Source organism: Methylobacterium sp. DB0501 (assembly GCF_011043735.1).
Lineage (GTDB): Bacteria > Pseudomonadota > Alphaproteobacteria > Rhizobiales > Beijerinckiaceae > Methylobacterium > Methylobacterium alsaeris.
In genome coordinates this window covers 25,318-45,635 of the sequence record NZ_JAAKGV010000035.1, presented here as the reverse complement: position 1 = coordinate 45,635, position 20,318 = coordinate 25,318, and the positions used below count along the sequence as shown (strand labels likewise).

Here is a 20,318-nt window from a genome sequence, read left to right as displayed (position 1 = left end):
TCCACGCCATGGGCGTACGGATCTCGCTCGACGATTTCGGCGTCGGCTTCTCGTCGCTCGCCCGGGTCCGCGCCTTCCCGTTCGACCGCATCAAGATCGACGGCTCGTTCGTGCGCGACGCGGTCGAGCGGCCGGATTGCCGGGCGATCGTCGGCATCGTGTCCGAGCTCGGGCGCCGGCTCGGCATCGAGACGGTGGCGGAGGGCGTCGAGACCCCGGCCCAGCTCGCGGTGGTGCGCGAGGAGGGGTTCACCGAGGCGCAGGGCTTCCTGTTCGGCCGCCCCGTGACCGGTCAGGCCGTCGGGAGGGGCGTCAGGCGGTCAGGCCGTCGGGAGGGGCGTCAGGCGATCGGCCCGGTGTGCTTCTCGAGCAGCGCCCAGGCGTCGTCGCCGAACTTGCCCTTCCACTCCTTGTAGAACCCGGCCGATTGCAGCTTGGCCTGGAACGCCTTGGTATCGACGTCCTGGATGGTGAGGCCGCGGGCGCGCAGGTCCTGCTCGGTCGTGCCGCTGCGCTGGGCCATGTCCGCGCGCTGCGCCACGGCTTGCGTATTGAAGTGCTTGGCGATCACGGTCTTCACGTCCTGCGGCAGGCCGCGCCAGATCTTGCCGTTCGACAGCAGCCAGAAACCGTCCCACATGTGGTTGGTCTTCGAGAGGTATTTCTGCACCTCGTAGAGCTTGGCGGTGTCGATCAGGGTCAGCGGGTTCTCCTGGCCCTCGGCGATCTTGGTCTGCAGCGCCGAGTACACCTCCGCGAAGTTGATCGTCATCGGGGCGGCGTCGAAGGCCTTGAACATCGAGGTCCACATCGGGCTCGGCGGGACCCGGATCTTGAAGCCCTTGAAGTCCTCCGGCTTCAGAATCGGCCGGGTCGACGAGGTGGTCTGGCGGAAGCCGTTCTCCCAGATGCGGTCGAAGGCGAAGAGGCCCGACTTCTCGATCTGTCCCCGCACATGGGCGCCGAGATCGCCGTCCATCGCCGGCCACAGCTTGTCGTAGGAACTCCAGGCGAAGCCGACGCCGCTGATCGAGGCCGCCGGCACCAGGGTGGCGAGGATCAGGGGCGAGAGGGTGAAGAATTCCAGCGCGCCGGAGCGCAGCTGGCTCAGCATGTCGGTGTCGCCGCCGAGCTGGTTGTTGGGAAACAGCTTGATGTCGACCTTGCCGCCGGTCTCCTCCCGGATCCCGTCCGCCGCCTTGGTCATGTAGACCGTGAGGGGGTGGCTGATCGGGGTGTTGTTGGCGGCCTTCAGGCTGAACTCGGCCGCGTGTGCCCGGGTGATGCGCAGCACCGCCGGGCCCGCGACGGCGCCGGAGACGGCGAGATGCAGCGCGCGGCGGCGCGTGAGCGTGGTCATGGCGTCCTCCTGATTGTCCGCGCCTGGCGCGGACCGAATTCCCGTCGCCCGCGTCTCCTGCGCGGGTCCGTCGAGGCTTAAAGCACGTTTTCTCCGCTCCGGCATCCGCCCTCGGCGATCCGTCTGCCCCGGCCCGGCCCATCCCCTGTTCCGCGGCCGCCGAAATGCTCTAAGGAGAGCGCACCGCGTTCCCGCGGGCGGCGCTTCGACCGGGTGCCGCTGTCTCGCGTCCGCGCCCGTGGGGGCCGGCCCGAAGGTTCGCTTTGCCGCCCGTCATGCCGCTCGTCCGCTCGATCCTGTTCACCGTCACGTTCTACCTCGTCACCGCCGCGCTCCTGATCGGCGGCCTGCCGACCCTCGCCAACCGGCGCAGCGTCGTCTGGCTCGCCCAGACCTGGGGCCGGATCACCCTGAAGCTCCTGCACGCGATCGTGGGCCTCAAGGTCGAATTCCGCGGCCTGGAGCACCGCCCGGCCGGGGCCGTGCTGGTCGCCGCCAAGCACCAGTCGGCGCTCGAGACGGTCGCGCTCGTCACGGTGCTCGACGACTTCTCCTACATCCTCAAGCGCGAGCTGATGTGGCTGCCGCTGTTCGGCTGGTACCTCGCCCGCAGCGAGATGGTGGCGATCGACCGCTCGAAGGGCTCCCGGGCGCTCGCGCTGATGAACGAGGAGGCCGCCGCCGCGATGGCCGACGGCCGTCGCCTGATCATCTTCCCGGAGGGCACCCGCCGGGCCGTGGGCGCACCGCCGGCCTACAAGTACGGCGTCGCCCACATGTACGACCGCCTCGGCGTGCCGTGCCTGCCGGTCGCGCTCAATACCGGGGTGTTCTGGGGCCGTCGCCGCCTGACCTACCGGCCCGGCACCGCGGTGATCGAGTTCCTGCCGGTGATCCCCCCGGGCCTGGCCCGGGACGCCTTCCTGCCCGAATTGCAGCAGCGCATCGAGACCGCCTCCGACGCCCTGGTGCGCGAGGCCGGCGCCCCCCGCGGGGCGATGCGGGCGTAAGGGACGTCAGGGTGAGACCTGAACGTCCATTCATCGACTTGAGCGCAGCCGTGGCACGTCTCCCCGGCAAATCGTTAACTCTTCGTAACCTGTGAAACGATTTCGTCCTCTCGTGCATTTCAAGGGCCTCGCAAACAGGAGGCTATGATGCGTTGGAGCATGGTGGCTGGCGCCACGATCCTGTCCCTCGGTGCCCTGGTCGGCACGGGAACGACCGCGGAAGCCCGTGACGGCTGCGGCCCCGGATTCCACCGGAACTGGCGCGGCTGGTGCCGCCCGAATCTCGGCCCGCGGGTCTTCTACGCCCCGGTCGTCGGCTACCGGACGGTCGTCGTCGGCCCGCGCTGGGGTTACGGCTATCGCCGGGTCGGCTGGCACCGGCCCTGGGGCTACGGCTACCGTCGGGTCGGCTGGCACCGGGGCGGCTGGGGGCGTCCCTGGGGCTATGGCGGCGGCTGGCACCGCGTCGGCTGGGGCGGCGGCGGCTGGGGCCATCACGGCTGGCACCATCGCTGGTGAGTGAGCGCGCGGCGGCCGGTTTTTCCGGCCGTCGCGCCCCTGGCGTCTTGAAGCGCCGAACCCTCATCGCCAGATCTCTCATACCGGCGGCTGTAGACAACGACTTTAGTCCCGTCCTCGAATTCTCGATGCCAAGTCCGAGGTTCCGGACTTCCGGGCTTGGCATCGGAAATTCGAGATGGATCAACGGTCCCCCGATCTCGTGCGTGCTCGAGGTCGAACCGAAGCGTCGGCATCCTGGAACGGCGGGATCGAACGTCGATCGTTCGCGCTTGACGGACCTGCGGAATCGGAACTAGGCTGGAACAAATGGCGAACAAACGAGCCCTGTCCTGGTCTGTGGCGATGCGGGACATCCAGAACGACCGCGCGAGGAGAATGGACGTGCGTGAGGAGCGCCTGAGAACGGCCACCGGCCTGCGCGGCACCCCGGCCCTGCCGCTGAGCGCCTGGCGCGGTCAGTCGGGCCGCCGCTACGTGGTGGGCATCCACGCCCTCAACGACGACCCGGCGGAGGTCGGCGAGGCAGTGGTGATCGCGGTACGCCGCGGCGGCGACGGTACCGCCGAGCTGGTGGCGGTGGCCGCTGCCGGCGACAACCCGCGCGAGCGCCTCGCCTGCGGGTGGCTCACCCGTGCGCGCGCCCGCGGCGCGACCGAGATGCACGTCCATCGCCTGGCCGAGAACGCGGCGGCGCGGCGCGCCGTGGTGGCGGATCTGGGCGGCGCGGTGGCGTAACCCCGTTCCCGCTCCGGCGAACCGACACCCTCCCCATCATTCCGGGCGCCGGCCTCGGCTCCGGGATGACGGGGAGGGTGTCACCAAACCGGAAAGGCGGACGGTATCCGCACTCGTCCGGTCAGTAGATCGGCCCCGACGACCAGGTCGGGCCGATCGGCAGCGGCTCCGGCACGGCCCGAGGCTCGGCGGCCAGGGACGGTCGCGGGGCGGGGGAGGGCGGCGGCGCGTAGGCGTGAACCGGCGCGGGACGGGACGCCGGGGAGGGGGCCGGCGTATGCGCGACCTTGGTGCCTGTCTCCCGGGCGCTCGTCGGCGACAGGCCGTAGGGATCGTCCTGCTCGATATCGATCGGCGCCGGGTCGGGGGCGGGCTGCCAGGCCGGCGGCTTCTTGCGGATCGGCGAGAGCGGGGTGCCCGGCGGCGGCAGCTGCGACTCGTACTTGATCAGCGGCTTGCAGATGCGGCGCAGGCCCCGCGGGTCGTGCCGCGCGAGATCGAGGTGCAGGTGGTCGTAGTGGTAGATGTTCGATCCCGGTGCCAGCACCGTGGTGAAGTGGTTGCACGCGCCCAGGAACACTTCGCGCAGGAAGCCCTGCTCGGCTTCGGTGCCGCGCCAGCCGCCTTTCACCGTCACCACGTATCCGTCGGCGAAGCGGAAAGACATCACGTCGACGGCGTTGCCGAACGAGTGTTCCGAGAGCTTCGCCCCGACCTGGTTGTTGCGGCCCCGGCAGGAATAGGAGCCAGAATTGATCTCGGCCACCGGCTGGCCGAAATAGATCTGCGCGGCCGGCTGCACCGTGCCGGCGAGCCAGGCCTCGACCTCCGGGATGATCGGGCAGGCCAGCGTCATGCGCTGCTTGAGCGCCACGGTGCCGCCGGCGAGCCGGGTCACCCGGAACGGATGCACCATGCCGCAGACGCCCGGCCCGTCGATCTCCTTGACCGGCTGGATGTCCTCGCTCGGGCGAACGAGTTTCTGGGCGAGGCAGACCTCTTCGGCCTGATTCCGCCAGGGTTCGCGCTGCTCAAAGCGGTTGAGCGCGCATCCGGTGAGCCCCAGTCCGAAGAGCGTGAGGGCTGAGAACGCTACGATGCCACGACGCATGGTGCGTAAGATGCGCACGATGCCGTAAACGCCGCGTCAATCCTCGCCGTCTGCCCCTGGCCCAGGATGGAGCGATGCCCGCCGCCCCGCGCGATCCCCATTCAGGCGAACCGTTTGGCCCCCGCGACGCAGAGCACGACGAGGCCGGTCACGGCGATCATCGACGGGGCGACCGGCTCGCCGAGCAGCAGCCCGGCGAGCGCCAGGCCGAGGAAGGGCTGGAGCAGCTGCAGCTGGCCCACCCCGGCGATCCCGCCCCGCGCCAGGCCTCGGTACCAGAACACGAAGCCGACCAGCATGCTGAACACCGAGACGTAGGCGAGCCCGAGCCAGGCCGGCGCGCCGACCCCCGCGACGCCCGCAGGCCGGGTGGCGAGAGCGAGGACCAGCATGGCCGGCAGGGAGAGCACCAGCGCCCAGGAGATCACCTGCCAGCCGCCCAACCGGCGCGACAGGGCCGCGCCCTCCGCGTAGCCGAGCCCGCAGAGCAGGATCGCGGCGAGCATCAGGACGTCGCCGGCGAGCGAGGCCGGCCCGCCCTGGACCAGCGCGAAGCCCGCCACCGCCGCACTGCCGACGAGCGAGAAGGCCCAGAACGCCGCCCGCGGCCGCTCCCCCCCGCGCAGCACCCCGAACAAAGCGGTGGCCAGCGGCAGAAGGCCGATGAACACGATCGAGTGGGCCGAGGTGACGTGCTGGAGCGCCAGGGCCGTCAGCAGCGGGAAGCCCACCACCACGCCGAACGCCACGATGGCCAGTGAGGCGAGGTCGGACCGCGCCGGCCGCCGCTGCCGCAGGCCCCAGAGCAGGGCCGCCCCGAGGAGTGCCGCGATCACCGCCCGCGCCGAGGTGAGGAAGAGCGGCGAGAAGCCGCCTACCGCCACCCGGGTCGCCGGGAGCGAGCCGCTGAAGATCACCACTCCGAGGAGCCCGCTGCCCCACCCGTCCGCCGATCGCGGCATCATTCGCTTCTCTCCCGGACAGCGACGTTGCACGGCAACAGCCATACGGCCGTCCGGCTGGCCCACGAAGGCACAATCCCATACGGTTTCCCCGAACTGTATGGGTGGCACGAGCCGCACGATCGAAGGATCTGCAATGACGGAAGGCGGGCGCACGGCCGCGGTGATGCAGGCGATCCGCGGGCGGATCGCGTCGCGGGGGCTGGCGCCGGGGGAGCGGCTGCCGTCGGTCCGGGGGCTCGCCGCCAGCATGGGCGTCTCACCCTCGACCGTCATCGAGGCCTATGAACGGCTGGCGGCCGAGGGGGTGGTGCGCTCGCGCCCCGGCTCCGGCTTCTACGCCGCCTCCGCCGCCCCGCCGCCGACGCTGGCCGAGATTGGTCCGCGGCTCGACCGGGCGGTCGATCCGCTCTGGGTCTCGCGGCAATCCCTCGACGGCGAGCCCGACATCCCGAAGCCCGGCTGCGGCTGGCTGCCGGCGGAGTGGATGCCGCTCGCTTCCCTGCGCCGCGCCGCCCGCCACCTCGTCCGGGCCGAGGATGCGGTGCTCACCGATTACGGCGCCACGCGGGGCCCGCTGCGCCTGCGGCAGCTGCTGGCCCGGCAATTCGCCGAGGAAGGTTTGAGCCTCGGCCCGGACCGGATCCTGCTCACCGGCTCCGGCACGCAGGCGATCGACCTGATCTGCCGCCTGCTGGTCCGGCCCGGCGACACGGTGCTGGTCGACGATCCCTGCTACTTCAACTTCCAGGCGCTGCTGCGCGCCCACCGGGCCGAGGTGGTCGGCGTGCCCTACACCCCGGCGGGGCCGGACCTGGAGCGTTTCGCGGACGCCGCCGCCGCGCACCGGCCGCGGCTCTACGTCACCAACGCCGCGCTCCACAACCCGACGGGGGCGACGCTCTCGCCCCCGGTCGCCCACCGCATCCTCAACGCCGCCGCCGTCCACGACGTCACCATCGTCGAGGACGACATCTTCGCCCCCTTCGAGCCCGAGCCGTCGCCGCGCCTCGCCGCCCTCGACGGGGTGGAGCGGGTGATCCGGATCGGCAGCTTCTCCAAGACCCTCTCGGCCTCGATCCGCTGCGGCTACGTCGCCGCCAAGCCGGAATGGATCGAGGCGCTGATCGACCTTCAGGTGGCGACGAGCTTCGGCGGGGTGAGCCCCGTCGCGGCGGAACTGGTGGCGGGCGCGGTCGGCGACGGGGCCTACCGCAAGCACCTCGAGGCCCTGCGCCGTCGCCTCGCCCGGGCGCGGCGCGAGGCCGCCGAGCGGCTGGCCGATCTCGGCATCCGGCCCTGGCTGATGCCGCGGGGCGGGTTCTATCTCTGGTGCAGCCTGCCCGATGCGCTTGACGCCGCGGCCGTCGCCCGGGCGGCCCTGCGCGAGGGCGTGGTGCTGGCGCCGGGCGACGTGTTCAGCGTGTCGCGCACGGCGTCGCAGCGCATGCGCTTCAATGTGGCGCAGATGGGGGATCCGCGGGTGATGCCGGTGCTGAAGCGAGCGCTCGCCGCGCCGGAGGGGTAGGGCGGCGACGCGATCCCGCGTCCGGCCGGCTCTCGAGCCGAGAGTCTGTCGGTTCCGCACTGGGGACCGATGCGGTGGATGTCGAGCGTGTCGACGGGACGATTTCCAGCCGGGCGAGCGAGGACGCTACGAGCCGAGCTGGTGGTGCGGGCGGTCGGACTCGAACCGACATATCCGTGAGGACGGCGGATTTTGAGTCCGCTGCGTCTACCAATTCCGCCACGCCCGCGCGCGGTGAAGCCCCTCTCCTGTGCCGTGCGAAGCGGGAGCGTGTCAATCCCGTGCGGTGCGGCCGTTGCCCTGGCGATGCGAACCGCGCTGCTCCCTGGGAGGCGCTTCCTTCGCCGGGGCCGTCTCCGGGGCCTCGTTGATGCCCGGCGCGATCCCGGGGGCGATCTGCTCGGCGCTCGGACCGGCCTTCGGATCGGTGACCGGCAGGGTCGAGACGTCGCGCGTGCCCTTCACCGTCGTGGTGACCCCGGCGGGCGCCACGCCCGCGCCCTGCGGCCGCTGCGGACCGATCCGGTCGACGAAGGCGCTGAACACGTCGCGCAGGCGGTCGCCGTGCTCGGCATAGGCGCCGACCGAGACCGTCGCGGTCATGCCGGCGACCAGCGCCAGGTTCGGCGGCACCTGCTCGATGCGGATGCGCACCGGCACCCGCTGGGCGAGCCGGACCCAGGTATAGACCGGATCGACGCTGGGGAGCCCCTGCGTGCTCGCCGCGGCGTTCGGGGTGCTGATGCCGCGGGTGATGCTGTCGACCCGGCCGCGGATCGGCTCGGCATAGCCCATCAGTGCCGCCGTCGCCGGGTCGCCGACCCGGATATGGCCCATCTTGGTCTCCTCGAAATAGCCGTCGATCCAGTACGAATCGGAATCGATCACCGAGATGTTGCGGGTGCCGGCGGTGGCGTAGTCGCCGACGCGCAGGAGCAGGTTGGTGACGTAGCCGTTGACCGGGCTCTTCACCTCGGTACGCTGCAGGTTGACCTCGGCCTGCGCCGCTTGCGCCTGGGCCGCGGCGAAGGCGGCCTCCGCCTGCTTGGCGGTTCCGGCGAATTGCTGCTTCTCCTCGATCGAGGTCGAGACGGTCGTCAGCGCCTCGCGCCGGGCGGCTTGCGCACGCTTGACCTGCAGGTCGGCGGCCCGGTTCTCGACGTCGGCCTTGGCCGAGTCGAGCGCGACCTTGAAGTCGAACGGATCGATCACGTAGAGCACGTCGCCCATGTGGACGAACTGGTTGTCGACCACGCGCAGTTCGGTGATCTGGCCCGAGACCTGGGGGGCGATGCTCGACACCTGCACCCGCACCCGCCCGTCCCGGGTCCAGGGCGCGGTGACGTAGTATTCCCAGACGATCAGGGCGGCGGCCGCGGCCAGCACCAGCACCACCAGCGTGGCGAGGATCCGCAACAGCCGGCGTCCCCGGGTCGTCCGCTTCACCGCCACCGATCCCCTCCTCATGGGCTGTCCGGTCGATCGCTTCGCCATGCGGGAAGCGGCTTCGCCCAGGCGCCGCGTCTCACACCAGCACGATCAGGAGCGCCAGGATACACACGTAGATCCCTGCCTCGGCCAGCGGCGGGTTGGCGAAGACGCGCTCGAACCGCATCAGCCGCAGGAGCGGCCGCACGGCCAGCAGGATCGCCAGGGCGGCCGCGGCGTAGGCGACGAAGGGAGAGACCAGCACCCCGCCGATCGTCAGTTCATGAAACATCGCCAGCCCGCGTCCCGGCCCCCCACAGGCCGAGGCGCCGCAGCACCCGGCCCTGCCCCTCGACGACATAGGACGCGGTGGTGAGGTCGGCCACAACCCTCGTCGCGGTGCGGCGCGATTCCGCCGGGGCCGCACGGGCGGCGGCCAGCAGCGCGGCGCCCGCCCGGCGAAGCGGCTCGGCTTCGGCCCGCCGCAGGGCGGCGCGGGCCTCGTGCACGGCGCCGTCATAGGCCGGTACACCCGCGAGCCGGTTGAGGCCGGCCTGCGCGCCGGCTGCGGCGGTGTCGAGGGCGGCGAGCGCGAAGGCGTGGCGCAGGGTGGCGCGGCGCACGGCGCCCGCGGTGCCGCCCCAGCCGGCGAACTGCACGACGCGGTCGGCATCGAGGTTGACCCGCTCCTCAGCCTCCTGCGGCTCGCCCGACAGCGCCTCGATCACGTCGGCCCGCGCGGCCCGGAGCGACCAGCGCCGGCGCTGGGCGTTCGAGGTCGGCAGCACGATCCGGATCACCAGGAACAGGATCAGCCCGGAGACGCAGAACAGCACCGTCGAGTTGATGTAGGATTCCGGGTTGTACGGTTGCGGGTTCGCCGGCGCCAGCACGACGGGGAAGAATACCAGCAGGATGAAGCCGAGGCTCGCGGTCGCCGGCCGCAGGCTCAGCAGGCAGGCGACGATGATGACCGGCGCCATCGCGATGGCGAGGAGCGGGAAGCCCTGGCCGCCGTCGAGCACGATGAACTCGACGATGCCGGCACAGGCCGCGGCGAGCGGCATCCCCCACAAGGCACCGGTGGCGAAGCCGACCGGGTTCGGGTTGATCGAGGCGAGCGCCGCGAAGGCCGAGACCTGGAGGAGCGCCGCCGAGGTGGCGGGCCAGCCGCTCAGCACGAAGAGCGCGGCGCTGATCGCGATGGTGATCACCACCCGGGCGGCGTTGCGCAGGGCGTCCGGAAAGTCGCGGTGCACCGGCAGGCGCATGTCGCGCAGCGGCTCGCGGCCGGTCTCCAGCGCCTCGATGCCGTCCTCGGCGAGCCGGTCCTGGCGCAGGAGGTCGATGGCGCGCCGGTGCAGCAGCACCGCATCGGGGTCCGCGTCGCCGCGCGCGGCGAGTCCGTCGAGGCGGGCCACCAGGGCGGGCAGGGCGTCGCGGTCGCCGTCGAGGCCGGCGAGCACCCGTGCCCGCAGGCCGTCCGGGTCGCCGGAGCGCGCGACGCAGAGCGCGAAGGAGCGCGCGGCCGCCACCGCGGCGAACAGGGCGGCGACGGCGCTGCGCGCCCCCGCCGCCCGGTTCTCGCCGTCGTGGAACTCCGTCGCGACCACGCCGACCGCGTCGCGCGGGGCCGCCACCAGGCGCATCGTGTCGGCGGCGGTCTCGGGCCCCGGATCGCCCTCGCGCACGGCCCGTCGGACGAAGTCGCGGACTGCGTCGCGAGCCTTGGCCATGCCGGCGCTGAGGTCGGGGAAGACGTAGGGCGCGCCGAGCGCGTCGTTGATGAAGGTGATCGACACGACGCCCAGGGTGATCGCCGCGACGCGGGCGACGCCGGATTCGAACACCGATTGCGGCGCGTCGATGTTGTTGATGGCGATGATCGCCACCGTGTAGCCCGACAGCATGGCGCCGTAGGCCTTGGTGCCCTGAAGGTAGTTGGCGACGAAGACGCAGAGCCCCATCCAGAGCGCGAAGGCCACCAGCATCTCGACCCGGTCCTGGCCGAACAGGGCGGTGAACAGGATCGCCACGGCGAAGCCGACCAGCGTGCCGAGGAAGCGATAGGCCGCCTTCGACAGGGCCTGGCCGCGCCGCGGCTGGGCGAGGATCGCCACCGTCACGGCGGCCGACGACGCGCTCTCGAGCTGGAGCCAGAACCCGGCATAGAGCGCCAGCATCATGGCGAGCCAGATCCGCAGGGCGTAGGCCCAGGAGGAGAGCGGCGGCGGCTCGATCCGGTCGAGGATCGCGTCGATCCAGGTGCGGCGCCCGGTGGCCTCCGCGGCGTTCACCTCGGCCATCGTCCGACCTCGCGATCGATCGCGCCCGATTGGGATGCACAATTCGAATTCGATGATAGGCTGGGGGCAGCCGGGCAGCGACCCGGCCCGCGGCCGCGCGCCGCGCCAGAACGACCAGCCGAGGAAGCGCCGATGAGCAAGCCAGAGATCCGCGTCGCGACGTTCGCGGGCCCCGGGGCGGAACCCGTCATCCAATCGGTGCCCTGGCCGAAGGTTCCGCGCAAGGCGGCGCTCATCAAGGTCGGCGCCTGCGGCGTCTGCGGCACCGACCAGCACATCCTCAAGGGCCATTGGCCGAAGCCCCTGCCGTGGCCCTTCACGCTCGGCCACGAGATCGGCGGCGTCATCGTCGAGAAGGGCGACGAGTTCACGGCCGACTTCATGGAGAAGCCGCTCCAGGTCGGCTCGAAGGTGATGATCCCGCCGCTGATGCCGTGCGGGCACTGCTATTACTGCGTCCATTACCCGGAACAGGCCAACAAGTGCCTGACCCCGGTCTATTACGGGCGCTATCTCGGCTTCGACAAGGCGCCCCACCTGTGGGGCGGATGGGCCGAATACGTCTATGTCGACCTCGAGATGCTGCCGGGCACCAAGGTCTACAAGTTGCCCGACGACATGTCGCTGCGCCTCGGCGCGCTGTCCGAGCCCCTGACCTCCTGCATCCGCGCCTTCAACCGGGCGACCAAGGCGGGCGGCTTCAAGTGGGGCGACACCGTCGTGATCCAGGGCTCCGGCCCGATCGGCATCCTGGCGGTCGCGGCCGCCCAGGAGATGGGCGCCGGCCGGGTGATCTGCGTCGGCGCGCCGGAGGAGCCGCGGCTGGCGCTCGCCCGCAAGTTCGGCGCCGAGGCCACCGTCGACATCACCGAGGTGACGACGCCCGAGGCCCGCATCGCGGCGGTGCGCGAGATCGTGGGCGGCTTCGGTGCCGACCTCGTCATGGATTGCTCGGGCCACCCGAGTGCCGGCCCCGAGGGCATCGAGTTCCTGCGCGACGGCGGCACCTATGTCGAGATGGGCCAGTTCACCGATGCGGGAAAGATCGAGACCTCCTGGCACCGGATCTGCTCCAAGGACCTGAACGTGCTCGGTTCCTGGGCCTTCACCGGCAACGACCTGCCGCTGGGCGTCGACATGCTCTACCGCGCCCGGGACAAGTATCCGTGGCTCGAGATGCAGACCGTCTATCCCTTCACCCAGGAGGGCGTGTCGCAGGCGGTGAAGGACGCGATGGCGATGAAGACCGTGAAATCGACCATCGTGCCGTTCCCGGACCTGGTCGCCTGAGCCGATGGCGGGACGGGCGCGAAGGCGATAGGTCAGGGCTCCCGATTCGTGGTTGCCGGAGCCCATGCCGTTGCGTCCCGTTCTCCTCGCCGCCCTGTTCCTCGCCTGCGCGCCGGCCCTCGCCCGGGCGCAGGTGGGTCCCCAGCCCACCGGGACCTGGCTGACCCCCGGGCGCGATTCGCAGATCCGCATCGCCCGCTGCGGCGCCGGGTATTGCGGCACGATCGCCAAGGTGATGGCCGGCGAGACCAAGGACGTGAACAACCCCGACGCCTCGTTGCGCGGCCGCAGCCTCGTCGGCGTGGCGCTGACCCGCGACATGCGCCCGGCCGGCGAGGGCTGGGAGGGCTCCCTCTACAACTTTCGCGATGGAAAGACCTATTCGGGCAAGCTCGCCATGAAGGGGCCGAACGTGCTCGAATTGTCGGGCTGCGTGCTGGGGGGATTGATCTGCAAGAAGCAGCTGTGGACGCGGGTGGACTGAGGGGCGCCACGCCCCCGAACCCTCCCTCCCCTCCGCGGGGGAGGATTGATGCGCGGGCGCCGACCGCCTCGATCTACAGAACCGCCGCCCCCGCCCGGTTCGCCACCCGGATCTGCCACAGGCACAGAAGCGGCGTGACCACCAGCTCCATGCCCAACGCCGCCAGCATGGTCAGCGACGGCACCCCGGTCAGCCACAGCCCGAGGAGCCGGGACAGGCCACCCAGCACCACGATCATCGTCAGGAAGCGGAACAGCGACATCCTGGTCTCGATGCCGGGGATCGTCGACCAGAACAGCAGGCCGATTCCGAGCAGCAGGCCCGACAGGTAGCGGAAATGGCTGTCGGTCGAGACGTCGAAGGCGCCGCCGCCGAGGCCCGCCTGGCCGAACAGCACGCCGTAGAGCCCGCCCAGAACCGGCACCAGCCCCGCCACCGCCACCACGCGCTGCAACGCGCGCCGCTCCGTCTCCAAGGTCATCCCGACAGCCTCACCGTTGTCCCCGGACAATCCGTCAAGGGACCCTCGGTTCAAGAGCACGCGCGGTTCAAGGGGACGTGTGGGTCACCAGTGGTGCAGCACCACCGCCTCGGCGAGGCAGGCCGGCTTCTCGGCGCCCTCGATCTCCACCGTCACCCCGTAGGTGGTGCGCAGGCCCCGCGGCGCCACGTCGAGGGCGGCGGCCACCCGCACCCGGCCGCGCAGGCGGGAATTCACCACCACCGGCGCGGGAAAGCGCACCCGGTCGAGGCCGTAATTCAGGCTGAGGCGCAAGCCCTCCAGGCGGCGCACCCCGGCGATGAAGCGCGGCACCAGCGACAGGGTGAGGTAGCCGTGCGCCACGGTGGCGCCGTAGGGCGAGTCGCGCGCCGCCCGCTCCGGATCGACGTGGATCCACTGGTGGTCGTCCGTCGCCTCGGCGAAGCGATCGATCATCGCCTGGTCGACGGTGATCCACTCGCCGACCCCGATCTCCTGCCCGATCGCCGCCCTCAGGGCCTCCGGCCCGTCGAAGATCTCCATGCGTCCTCCTCCCGTTCGCCGCCACCTTAGGCCGGGCCTGCGCGCACGGCCACGCTCGATCGGGGATTGATACTCCGGTGGCGTGTTCCGCCCGGTCCCGGAGTCGATTTGTCCGAAGGAGGGCCGGCAGTGGGCCAGGAGAGCCTGTAGGTCGCGATCGCGGGCATCGGCAACTGCGCGTCCTCCTTCGTGCAGGGCCCGACCCATCACCGCGAGGCCGGCCACGGCGAGACGGTGCCGGGCCTGATGAGCCCCGATCCCGGCGGCCACCGGGCGCGGGCGGCGGCGTGCCGCTGAACCTCGAGCTGACGCCGCAGGTGTGGGATGCGCCGATATTCCGCCGGCGTCGTCGCCGATGCGGTGCGCTGCCCTGGCGCGGGAGCGCGGCGTCGGCGGGGCCTGGTCGGGCCGTCCGCCCGGCCGATGAAGTCGCCGCCGGAGCAGTTCGCCGACGAGGAGGCGCACCGGCGGATTCCGGCCTTCGTGGCGGGGGAGGGACGGTAGGAGGAGGTTCGCGTCACGCCACGAAACCGGACCCCCGAGCATCTCCCGCTACGTCAACCGCCAGTCGATCGGCTCCAGACCCTTCTCCTTCAGCCACGCATTCGCCCGCCCGAACGGCCGGCTGCCGCGAAAATCCGCCTTGCGGTTGAGGGGCGAGGGGTGACCCGCTTCGAGCACCAGATGCTTGTCGCCGTCGATCAGCGCGGCACGCTGGCGGGCCGGTGCGCCCCAGAGCAGGAAGGCGACCGCCGGGCGCTCGGCGGAGACTGCCGACACCGCCTGGTCGGCCAGCGCCGACCAGCCGAGCTTCATGTGCGCGCCGGACTTCCCCGCCTCGACGGTCAGCGCCGAGTTGAGGAGCAGCACCCCCTGGCGCGCCCAGGGGCTGAGATCGCCGGTGGCGGGCAGGGGGGAGCCGGTCTCCTCCGCCATCTCGGCGAGGATCACCTTCAGCGAGGCCGGCAGCCGGCGCCCGCCGACATACGAGAAGGCGAGGCCGTGGGCGTCGCCCGGCGTCGGGTAGGGGTCCTGGCCGAGGATCACCGCACGGACCTGGTCGAGGGGCGTCAGGGTGAGCGCGTTGAAGATGGCCTCGGGCGCCGGCAGCACCCGGGTCCCGGCCTCCCGGCGGGCATCGACCGCCTCCGCCACCCGCTCGGCGCTGCCGTCCCGGAAGAACGGCAGGGCGAGCCAGGGGGAATGGCTGGCGCGGAAGCGGGCGAGGGCGCCCGCCACGGACTCGTCGGTCGGCATCGAACCTCAGGGGCGGCGGATGGTGAGGCGCCCCGTCGCGATGGTCAGAGGCGCGTTGGCCCGGATGTAGGACATCACCACGTTGGCGACGAGCGTGCCGTCGGTGGCGCCGACCAGGGTCTTCCCGTCCGCCAGCATCCCGTAATCGTTGCCGCCGGCGAGCATGAAGTTGTTGGCCGCCACGGTGTACGTGCGGGCCGGGTCGAGGGGCGCATCCCCGACGCGGACCTCCACGACACGCTTGCCGACGGGCGCGCCCGCATCGACCGTGACGGTGATCCCGGAGACCTGGGGGAAGCGGCCGGCGGAGCGGCCGAGTTCCGAAAATCCGTTCTCGAGGGCGGCGAGCACCTGGGCGCCGGTGATCTTCACCAGCACCGAGGTGTTGCCGAAGGGCAATTCGGTCAGCACGTCGCGGCGGGTCAGGTCGCTGTCGGCCGGATAGGTCCGGTTGCCGCGGATGCCGCCGCCGTTCATCAGACCGATCTCGGCCTCGGCGGCGTGGCGGAGCGCATCCGCTACGAGGTCGCCGAAGGCCGCCTCGCCCCGGCGTACGGCGTCGATGCGCGTGTCGAGGGGATTGGTCACCCGGCCGAGCGGCACGTCGAGCTCGCGGGCGAGGTCGGCCTCCTGGCGCTGCACCACCGCCAGCACCTCCGGGTCGGGCTCGATCTCGGCGGTGTCGTGGATGCGGAAGGCGGCGGTCCAGGTCAGGGCCCTGCCGGTCCCCTCCGCCTTCACGTCGATGGCGGTGACGTATTCGGCGTCGTGGCCGGATTCGGCGAAGACCGTGCGGCCGTCGTAGCGGAGGGCCAGGTCGTGGTCGTGGCCCGAGAGGACGATGTCGGCGTGGCGGCTCGCCACCAGGACGTCGTCGGTCGCCCGGTCGGTGTGGCAGACCGCCAGCACCATCTCGGCGCCCGCCGCCCGTAAGGCAGCCGCCTCGCGGGCGAGCGTCGAGAGGGCCGGGGCGAAGGTCCAGTCGCCCGATTGCGACTTCGCCGGGGTGTCGGGCAGCGCGATGCCGACGATGCCGAGCTTGATCCCGCCGATCGTCAGGATCGTGGATTCGCTCGTGCCCGGGACCGGCGTGCCGTCGGGCCGGCGCAGGTTGGCGGCGAATACCGGAAAATTCGCCTCCCGCATCCGCTCCAGGTAGACGTCCTGGCCGAAGTCGAACTCGTGATTGCCCGGCACGAACACGTCGGGCTCGATGAGGTTGGTCAGCTCGATGATGTGGCGGCCCTTGTCGATGCCCGACATCAGCGAGGGCGAGAGCGTGTCGCCCGCGTGGCAGACCAGGACCGGCCGGCCTTTCGCCCGCTCGGCCCTGACCACCGCCGCGAGCTTCGGAAACCCGCCGCGGCCGTCGACCGCGCCCATGCGGTAGATGTCGTTGACGAGGACCAGGGTGACGTCGACGTCCGGCCCCCGCGCGGCGGCAGGTCCGCCGGCAAGCCCCGCAAGGCCGGCACCGAGGCCAAGGGCGAGGGTCTGGCGGCGGCTGGGAGCGGTCATGCGGGTCTCCGAGGGGCGAGGCGCGCCCGGGGCGCGTCACTGTCTCACGGTCATCTTGACCGTTGCATGTCGCGCGCGCACCGCGGTGCAGCGTCACGACGCGTTGGTTCGGGCGGCCATTGCGCTATGTAAGCGGGCACCCGGGGCGACGACGCACGGGCCGAAGACGCCCGGACCCTGGCGCGCCAGCCTCCGGGCCACCACGAGAGCAGACCGGACGATCATGAACGAGGTGACCCCGAACGCCGCGCTCTCCCGCGGCGCCACCCCCGTCGCGCAGGCTGGTGCCCTGCCGGCCGGCCACCCGGCCGTGCGCTGGGGCCGGGTCGGCGTGCTCCTGATGAATCTCGGCACGCCGGAGGGCACGAGCTACTGGCCGATGCGCCGCTACCTCAAGGAGTTCCTGTCCGACCGGCGGGTGATCGAGGTGCCGCGCGCGATCTGGTGGCCGCTGCTCAACCTCGTGATCCTGACCAAGCGCCCGGGCCCGAAGGGGCGCGACTACGCCTCGGTCTGGAACAACGAGAAGGACGAGGGCCCGCTCAAGACCATCACCCGCGGCCAGGCCGAGAAGCTGCAGGCGGCGATGGGGGATCGTGTCGTCGTCGACTGGGCGATGCGCTACGGCAAGCCGGAGGTCGACCAGCGCATCCAGGCCCTGCTCGACCAGGGCTGCGACCGCATCCTCCTGGTGCCGCTCTATCCGCAATACGCCGCCGCCACCTCGGCCACCGCCTGCGACCAGGCGTTCCGGGCGCTGATGAAGATGCGCTGGCAGCCGACCGTGCGGGTCTCGCCGCCCTATCACGACGACCCGGTCTACATCGAGGCGGTGGCGAGCGCGATCCGCCGCGACCTCGCCGCCCTCGATTTCGAGCCCGAGGTCATTCTCACCTCGTTCCACGGCGTGCCGAAATCGTACCTGATGAAGGGCGATCCCTATCACTGCCAGTGCGTGAAGACCGGCCGCCTGATCCGCGAGGCTCTGGGCTACTCGCCCGAGCGGATGCGGACGACCTTCCAGTCGCGCTTCGGCAACGAGGAATGGCTGAAGCCCTATACCGACGAGACCGTGAAGGAGCTTGCAGCGCAGGGCGTGAAGCGCCTCGCCATCGTGGCGCCGGGCTTCACCGCCGACTGCCTCGAGACCCTCGAAGAGCTGGACGGCGAGAACCGGCACTATTTCGAGGATGGCGGCGGAACGCACTTCGCTTACCTGCCCTGCCTCAACGACGGCCCGGAGGGCATGCGGGTGATCGAGCACGTCGTCGCCCGCGAACTGAAGGGCTGGATCGACTGAGCGGTGGACGGGCCGCCCCGTCCGTCGCGGCGGCCCCGCACCGGGGTTAAGGTCGGGCATGACCGCGACCTTCCTTCTCGGCACCCTGCCGACTCCGATCGGCACGATGCTGCTGGTCTTCGACGAGGACGCAGCCTTGCGCGCTCTCGACTGGTCGGACCACGAGGCGCGGATGCGGCGCCTGCTGCGGCTGCATTACGGCACCGCCTTCTCCATGAGCGACGCCCCCCTGCCGCCGGCGCTCGCCGAGCCGATCACGGCCTATTTCGCCGGCGCTCTCCGGGCGATCGACGGGCTCGCGGTGCGCACCAACGGCACCGTGTTCCAGCGCGAGGTCTGGGCGGCGCTGCGGGCCATTCCGGCCGGCGCCACCCTGAGCTACGGCGCCCTGGCTCAGCGCCTCGGCCGCGACAAGGCGGTGCGGGCGGTCGGCCTCGCCAACGGCGCCAACCCAGTCGGCCTCGTGGTGCCGTGCCACCGGGTGATCGGGGCGAATGACAGCCTCACCGGCTATGGCGGCGGGCTCCACCGCAAACAGTGGCTGCTTGCCCATGAGGGGGTGACGCTCGGCGGGCGGCAGGGGCGGCTGGATCTGGAGTAAGAGATGTACGAGCCATGGACGGTCTTGAAACTCTCCATCGTCATCCTGGGGCCGCGAAGCGGAACCCGGGATCCATAAACGCTGACGACGAGGAATGAAACGGAACGCCTCTCGCCTGATCCTGAACCGTCAACGATTATGGATCCCGGGTTCTCGACGTCGTCGAGCCCCTGGATGACGTCGAGAAGCGTTCGCGTTTGTAATTAGATCAACGCCGCAGATTTTCTTTCGTCTGTGAGACCACCATGCAGCGACTGACCGGCAAGACCTGTGTCATCACCGGCGCCGCAAGCGGCATCGGGCAGGCCATCGCGGCCCGCTTCCGCCAGGAAGGCGGCGACGTGATCGTCACGGATATCGACGAGGCCGCCGGCACCACGACCGCCGCGGCGATCGATGCACGGTTCATCCGGCTCGACGTGTCCCGCGAGGAGGACTGGCTGCGCCTGGCGGACCTCGTCCCGCAGGCGGACGTGGTCGTCAACAATGCCGGCATCACCGGCTTCGAGACCGGGCCGGTCGCCCATGACCCCGAGCACGCGACCCTGGCGGACTGGCAAGCGGTCCACCGCGTCAACCTCGACGGCACCTTCCTCGGCTGCCGCTACGCGATCCGAGCGATGAAGACGCGCGGCACAGGCTCGATCATCACCATCTCGTCGCGCTCCGGCCTCGTCGGCATCCCGGCGGCGGCGGCCTATGCCTCCTCGAAGGCCGCGATCCGCAACCACGCCAAGAGCGTGGCGCTCTACTGCGCGCAGCAAGGCTGGGCGATCCGCTGCAACTCGATCCACCCCGCGGCGATCCTGACCCCGATCTGGGAGCCTATGCTGGGGGAGGGGCCCGGGCGCGAAGACAGGATGGCGGCTTTGGTGGCCGATACCCCGCTCAAGCGCTTCGGAGCGCCCGAGGAGGTCGCGGCGGTCGCCGCGATGCTGGCGTCGGACGAAGCCGCCTACATGACGGGGGCCGAGCTGAGTTTGGACGGCGGGTTGCTCGCGGGGTCTGCGGCGAGCCCGGGATAACACGCGGGGGACTTTGACAGCGCAGAGCGACCCCCGGTTTCTTCAGTCTTCTCGATCCGGACGACGTTCATGCCCCGTGGGAATCGGGGGCAGGCCGGACTCGTAGGGATTGATGAAGGCGACACCCATCGGCACGAAGTCCTTCGCGTTGCGGGTCAGTACGCGCAAGCCGTGCAGTTCGGCCGTCGCAGCGATCGCAGCATCGGCAAGCCCTGGTGAAGCTCCTGCCATCCGGGCACGTGCCGACAGGATTCCGGACAGGCGGGCGGCATCGCGATTGAGAGGCAGGATGCGGGGGGCATAGAGGTGTTCTACGACCTCCAGCCAAGCGCGCAATCGTGCCGCCTTTCGCGCTTCGCCCTTGATGACTGATCGTTCGATCCCGGCCGCGATTTCAGCGATCGTGACGACCGACAGCCAGAGGTGATCCGCGGCGGCCTCAAGCCAGTCAGCGAAATCCCCAAATCCAAGATCCTGCCCCTTCGTCGGCGCTCCTTCTGACAGGATGTTGGTGTCGAGGAGGTACATCAAAAGTCGATGTCGCGCAGAGGTGTCCGGTCTCTCTCTGGTAGATCGCCGTCACGCAGTCCCGACGACGCGAGGAGCCTGCCGAAGTTCGGCACAGTCGAAAGTCGCTGCCATTCAGCGAACGACAGTACGACGGCTTCAGGTCTGCCGTGGCGCGTGATGACGCTCGGCTCGCCACGGACCGCATCGTCGACGACGGCCGACAGGGTCGCCTTCGCGTCCCGAAGCTGGATCTCACGCATGACACCCTCGCGTGACTACAATGGTCACATTGTACGCTTGCTCGCCAAATCGGCAAGCAGGCATCGTCCTTAGGCGCAAAAGAAAAG

At 70.9% G+C, this 20,318-nt stretch carries 21 protein-coding genes, 1 tRNA gene and 2 pseudogenes; 11 read left to right on the top strand and 13 right to left on the bottom strand.

Annotated elements, in window-relative coordinates:
- Positions 1 to 416: EAL domain-containing protein (locus G4G93_RS32690; protein WP_165091415.1), on the top strand; the 416-nt coding region annotated here is incomplete at its 5' end.
- Here the strand turns inward: G4G93_RS32690 and G4G93_RS32685 are convergent.
- Complete coding sequence (locus G4G93_RS32685) at positions 341 to 1,360, bottom strand: TRAP transporter substrate-binding protein (protein ID WP_165091414.1); 1,020 nt, start codon at positions 1,358 to 1,360, stop codon at positions 341 to 343. The two genes, G4G93_RS32690 and G4G93_RS32685, sit on opposite strands and share 76 nt — an antisense overlap.
- A gap of 275 nt (positions 1,361 to 1,635) precedes the next feature.
- Between G4G93_RS32685 and G4G93_RS32680 the strand changes: the two genes are divergently transcribed.
- The 3 genes from G4G93_RS32680 to G4G93_RS32670 all read left to right on the top strand — a co-directional run bounded on the left by G4G93_RS32680 (position 1,636) and on the right by G4G93_RS32670 (position 3,627).
- Positions 1,636 to 2,370 (top strand): lysophospholipid acyltransferase family protein, encoded by a 735-nt coding sequence (locus G4G93_RS32680; RefSeq protein WP_165091420.1) that lies wholly within the window; start codon positions 1,636 to 1,638, stop codon positions 2,368 to 2,370.
- Between the two features lie 147 nt (positions 2,371 to 2,517).
- Positions 2,518 to 2,889 (top strand): GCG_CRPN prefix-to-repeats domain-containing protein, encoded by a 372-nt coding sequence (locus G4G93_RS32675; RefSeq protein WP_165091413.1) that lies wholly within the window; start codon positions 2,518 to 2,520, stop codon positions 2,887 to 2,889.
- A 378-nt stretch (positions 2,890 to 3,267) separates the two neighbouring features.
- Positions 3,268 to 3,627, top strand: a complete 360-nt coding sequence (locus G4G93_RS32670) for a hypothetical protein (RefSeq protein ID WP_395412836.1) — start codon at positions 3,268 to 3,270, stop codon at positions 3,625 to 3,627.
- Positions 3,628 to 3,748: 121 nt separating this feature from the next.
- Here the strand turns inward: G4G93_RS32670 and G4G93_RS32665 are convergent, their stop codons facing one another.
- Positions 3,749 to 4,738: an extensin family protein gene (locus tag G4G93_RS32665; protein ID WP_165091411.1), complete on the bottom strand. Its 990-nt coding sequence runs from the start codon at positions 4,736 to 4,738 to the stop codon at positions 3,749 to 3,751.
- Positions 4,739 to 4,839: 101 nt separating this feature from the next.
- On the bottom strand, positions 4,840 to 5,700 hold the full coding sequence (locus tag G4G93_RS32660) for a DMT family transporter (RefSeq protein WP_165091419.1): 861 nt from the start codon (positions 5,698 to 5,700) through the stop codon (positions 4,840 to 4,842).
- A gap of 136 nt (positions 5,701 to 5,836) precedes the next feature.
- Between G4G93_RS32660 and G4G93_RS32655 the strand changes: the two genes are divergently transcribed.
- On the top strand, positions 5,837 to 7,228 hold the full coding sequence (locus tag G4G93_RS32655; RefSeq protein WP_165091410.1) for a PLP-dependent aminotransferase family protein: 1,392 nt from the start codon (positions 5,837 to 5,839) through the stop codon (positions 7,226 to 7,228).
- 142 nt (positions 7,229 to 7,370) lie between these two features.
- Here G4G93_RS32655 and G4G93_RS32650 read toward each other — a convergent pair.
- The 4 genes and pseudogenes from G4G93_RS32650 to G4G93_RS32635 form a co-directional block, all read right to left on the bottom strand.
- Positions 7,371 to 7,457: transfer RNA gene (locus tag G4G93_RS32650), tRNA-Leu, on the bottom strand.
- Between the two features lie 350 nt (positions 7,458 to 7,807).
- A pseudogene (locus tag G4G93_RS32645) lies at positions 7,808 to 8,695 on the bottom strand (efflux RND transporter periplasmic adaptor subunit); the annotation flags it as partial.
- A gap of 58 nt (positions 8,696 to 8,753) precedes the next feature.
- Entirely contained in the window at positions 8,754 to 8,948 is a 195-nt protein-coding gene (locus G4G93_RS32640; protein ID WP_165091408.1) for a DUF1656 domain-containing protein, read from the bottom strand.
- A complete protein-coding gene (locus tag G4G93_RS32635) occupies positions 8,938 to 10,962 on the bottom strand; it encodes an FUSC family protein (RefSeq protein WP_165091406.1) in 2,025 nt (674 codons plus the stop codon). Before G4G93_RS32635 ends, G4G93_RS32640 begins: the two co-directional genes overlap by 11 nt.
- A gap of 132 nt (positions 10,963 to 11,094) precedes the next feature.
- Here G4G93_RS32635 and G4G93_RS32630 point away from each other — a divergent pair, with 132 nt between their 5' ends.
- Positions 11,095 to 12,252 carry a zinc-binding dehydrogenase gene (locus G4G93_RS32630; protein ID WP_165091405.1) on the top strand — a complete coding sequence of 386 codons (1,158 nt, stop codon included), beginning with the start codon at positions 11,095 to 11,097 and terminating at the stop codon, positions 12,250 to 12,252.
- A gap of 64 nt (positions 12,253 to 12,316) precedes the next feature.
- The gene (locus tag G4G93_RS32625) at positions 12,317 to 12,736 is read left to right on the top strand and encodes a DUF2147 domain-containing protein (RefSeq protein ID WP_395412842.1); all 420 of its coding nucleotides are present in this window, start codon (positions 12,317 to 12,319) and stop codon (positions 12,734 to 12,736) included.
- A 73-nt stretch (positions 12,737 to 12,809) separates the two neighbouring features.
- Here G4G93_RS32625 and G4G93_RS32620 read toward each other — a convergent pair whose 3' ends face one another.
- Positions 12,810 to 13,211, bottom strand: coding sequence for a DUF4345 domain-containing protein (locus tag G4G93_RS32620; protein ID WP_165091417.1), 402 nt, complete (start codon positions 13,209 to 13,211; stop codon positions 12,810 to 12,812).
- Between the two features lie 90 nt (positions 13,212 to 13,301).
- Positions 13,302 to 13,760 carry a MaoC family dehydratase gene (locus G4G93_RS32615; RefSeq protein WP_165091401.1) on the bottom strand — a complete coding sequence of 153 codons (459 nt, stop codon included), beginning with the start codon at positions 13,758 to 13,760 and terminating at the stop codon, positions 13,302 to 13,304.
- A gap of 281 nt (positions 13,761 to 14,041) precedes the next feature.
- Here G4G93_RS32615 and G4G93_RS36315 point away from each other — a divergent pair.
- Positions 14,042 to 14,264 (top strand): annotated as a pseudogene (locus tag G4G93_RS36315) (inositol-3-phosphate synthase); the annotation flags it as partial.
- A 48-nt stretch (positions 14,265 to 14,312) separates the two neighbouring features.
- On the opposite strand, the gene ung reads toward G4G93_RS36315, so the two are convergent.
- Positions 14,313 to 15,017 (bottom strand): uracil-DNA glycosylase, encoded by a 705-nt coding sequence (gene ung, locus G4G93_RS32610; RefSeq protein WP_165091400.1) that lies wholly within the window; start codon positions 15,015 to 15,017, stop codon positions 14,313 to 14,315.
- A gap of 6 nt (positions 15,018 to 15,023) precedes the next feature.
- Entirely contained in the window at positions 15,024 to 16,535 is a 1,512-nt protein-coding gene (locus G4G93_RS32605) for a bifunctional metallophosphatase/5'-nucleotidase (RefSeq protein WP_165091398.1), read from the bottom strand.
- Positions 16,536 to 16,758: 223 nt separating this feature from the next.
- Here G4G93_RS32605 and hemH point away from each other — a divergent pair, with 223 nt between their 5' ends.
- From hemH to G4G93_RS32590, 3 genes are all read left to right on the top strand, one after another.
- Complete coding sequence (gene hemH, locus G4G93_RS32600; protein WP_165091397.1) at positions 16,759 to 17,835, top strand: ferrochelatase; 1,077 nt, start codon at positions 16,759 to 16,761, stop codon at positions 17,833 to 17,835.
- A 58-nt stretch (positions 17,836 to 17,893) separates the two neighbouring features.
- On the top strand, positions 17,894 to 18,436 hold the full coding sequence (locus G4G93_RS32595) for a methylated-DNA--[protein]-cysteine S-methyltransferase (protein ID WP_165091396.1): 543 nt from the start codon (positions 17,894 to 17,896) through the stop codon (positions 18,434 to 18,436).
- Positions 18,437 to 18,681: 245 nt separating this feature from the next.
- Positions 18,682 to 19,461, top strand: coding sequence for an SDR family oxidoreductase (locus G4G93_RS32590; protein WP_165091394.1), 780 nt, complete (start codon positions 18,682 to 18,684; stop codon positions 19,459 to 19,461).
- A gap of 42 nt (positions 19,462 to 19,503) precedes the next feature.
- Here the strand turns inward: G4G93_RS32590 and G4G93_RS32585 are convergent, their stop codons facing one another.
- Complete coding sequence (locus G4G93_RS32585) at positions 19,504 to 19,989, bottom strand: PIN domain-containing protein (protein WP_165091392.1); 486 nt, start codon at positions 19,987 to 19,989, stop codon at positions 19,504 to 19,506.
- Complete coding sequence (locus tag G4G93_RS32580) at positions 19,989 to 20,231, bottom strand: type II toxin-antitoxin system Phd/YefM family antitoxin (RefSeq protein WP_165091390.1); 243 nt, start codon at positions 20,229 to 20,231, stop codon at positions 19,989 to 19,991. Before G4G93_RS32580 ends, G4G93_RS32585 begins: the two co-directional genes overlap by 1 nt.
- Positions 20,232 to 20,318: the final 87 nt, after the last annotated feature.

What these genes read in the sequence shown, in the direction of transcription:
- G4G93_RS32685 (WP_165091414.1), bottom strand. Translation starts at nt 1,360, where the DNA reads ATGACCACGCTCACGCGCCGCCGCGCGCTGCATCTCGCCGTCTCCGGC.
- G4G93_RS32680 (WP_165091420.1), top strand. Translation starts at nt 1,636, where the DNA reads ATGCCGCTCGTCCGCTCGATCCTGTTCACCGTCACGTTCTACCTCGTC.
- G4G93_RS32675 (WP_165091413.1), top strand. Translation starts at nt 2,518, where the DNA reads ATGCGTTGGAGCATGGTGGCTGGCGCCACGATCCTGTCCCTCGGTGCC.
- G4G93_RS32670 (WP_395412836.1), top strand. Translation starts at nt 3,268, where the DNA reads ATGGACGTGCGTGAGGAGCGCCTGAGAACGGCCACCGGCCTGCGCGGC.
- G4G93_RS32665 (WP_165091411.1), bottom strand. Translation starts at nt 4,738, where the DNA reads ATGCGTCGTGGCATCGTAGCGTTCTCAGCCCTCACGCTCTTCGGACTG.
- G4G93_RS32660 (WP_165091419.1), bottom strand. Translation starts at nt 5,700, where the DNA reads ATGCCGCGATCGGCGGACGGGTGGGGCAGCGGGCTCCTCGGAGTGGTG.
- G4G93_RS32655 (WP_165091410.1), top strand. Translation starts at nt 5,837, where the DNA reads ATGACGGAAGGCGGGCGCACGGCCGCGGTGATGCAGGCGATCCGCGGG.
- G4G93_RS32640 (WP_165091408.1), bottom strand. Translation starts at nt 8,948, where the DNA reads ATGTTTCATGAACTGACGATCGGCGGGGTGCTGGTCTCTCCCTTCGTC.
- G4G93_RS32635 (WP_165091406.1), bottom strand. Translation starts at nt 10,962, where the DNA reads ATGGCCGAGGTGAACGCCGCGGAGGCCACCGGGCGCCGCACCTGGATC.
- G4G93_RS32630 (WP_165091405.1), top strand. Translation starts at nt 11,095, where the DNA reads ATGAGCAAGCCAGAGATCCGCGTCGCGACGTTCGCGGGCCCCGGGGCG.
- G4G93_RS32625 (WP_395412842.1), top strand. Translation starts at nt 12,317, where the DNA reads ATGCCGTTGCGTCCCGTTCTCCTCGCCGCCCTGTTCCTCGCCTGCGCG.
- G4G93_RS32615 (WP_165091401.1), bottom strand. Translation starts at nt 13,760, where the DNA reads ATGGAGATCTTCGACGGGCCGGAGGCCCTGAGGGCGGCGATCGGGCAG.
- ung (WP_165091400.1), bottom strand. Translation starts at nt 15,017, where the DNA reads ATGCCGACCGACGAGTCCGTGGCGGGCGCCCTCGCCCGCTTCCGCGCC.
- G4G93_RS32605 (WP_165091398.1), bottom strand. Translation starts at nt 16,535, where the DNA reads ATGACCGCTCCCAGCCGCCGCCAGACCCTCGCCCTTGGCCTCGGTGCC.
- hemH (WP_165091397.1), top strand. Translation starts at nt 16,759, where the DNA reads ATGAACGAGGTGACCCCGAACGCCGCGCTCTCCCGCGGCGCCACCCCC.
- G4G93_RS32595 (WP_165091396.1), top strand. Translation starts at nt 17,894, where the DNA reads ATGACCGCGACCTTCCTTCTCGGCACCCTGCCGACTCCGATCGGCACG.
- G4G93_RS32590 (WP_165091394.1), top strand. Translation starts at nt 18,682, where the DNA reads ATGCAGCGACTGACCGGCAAGACCTGTGTCATCACCGGCGCCGCAAGC.
- G4G93_RS32585 (WP_165091392.1), bottom strand. Translation starts at nt 19,989, where the DNA reads ATGTACCTCCTCGACACCAACATCCTGTCAGAAGGAGCGCCGACGAAG.
- G4G93_RS32580 (WP_165091390.1), bottom strand. Translation starts at nt 20,231, where the DNA reads ATGCGTGAGATCCAGCTTCGGGACGCGAAGGCGACCCTGTCGGCCGTC.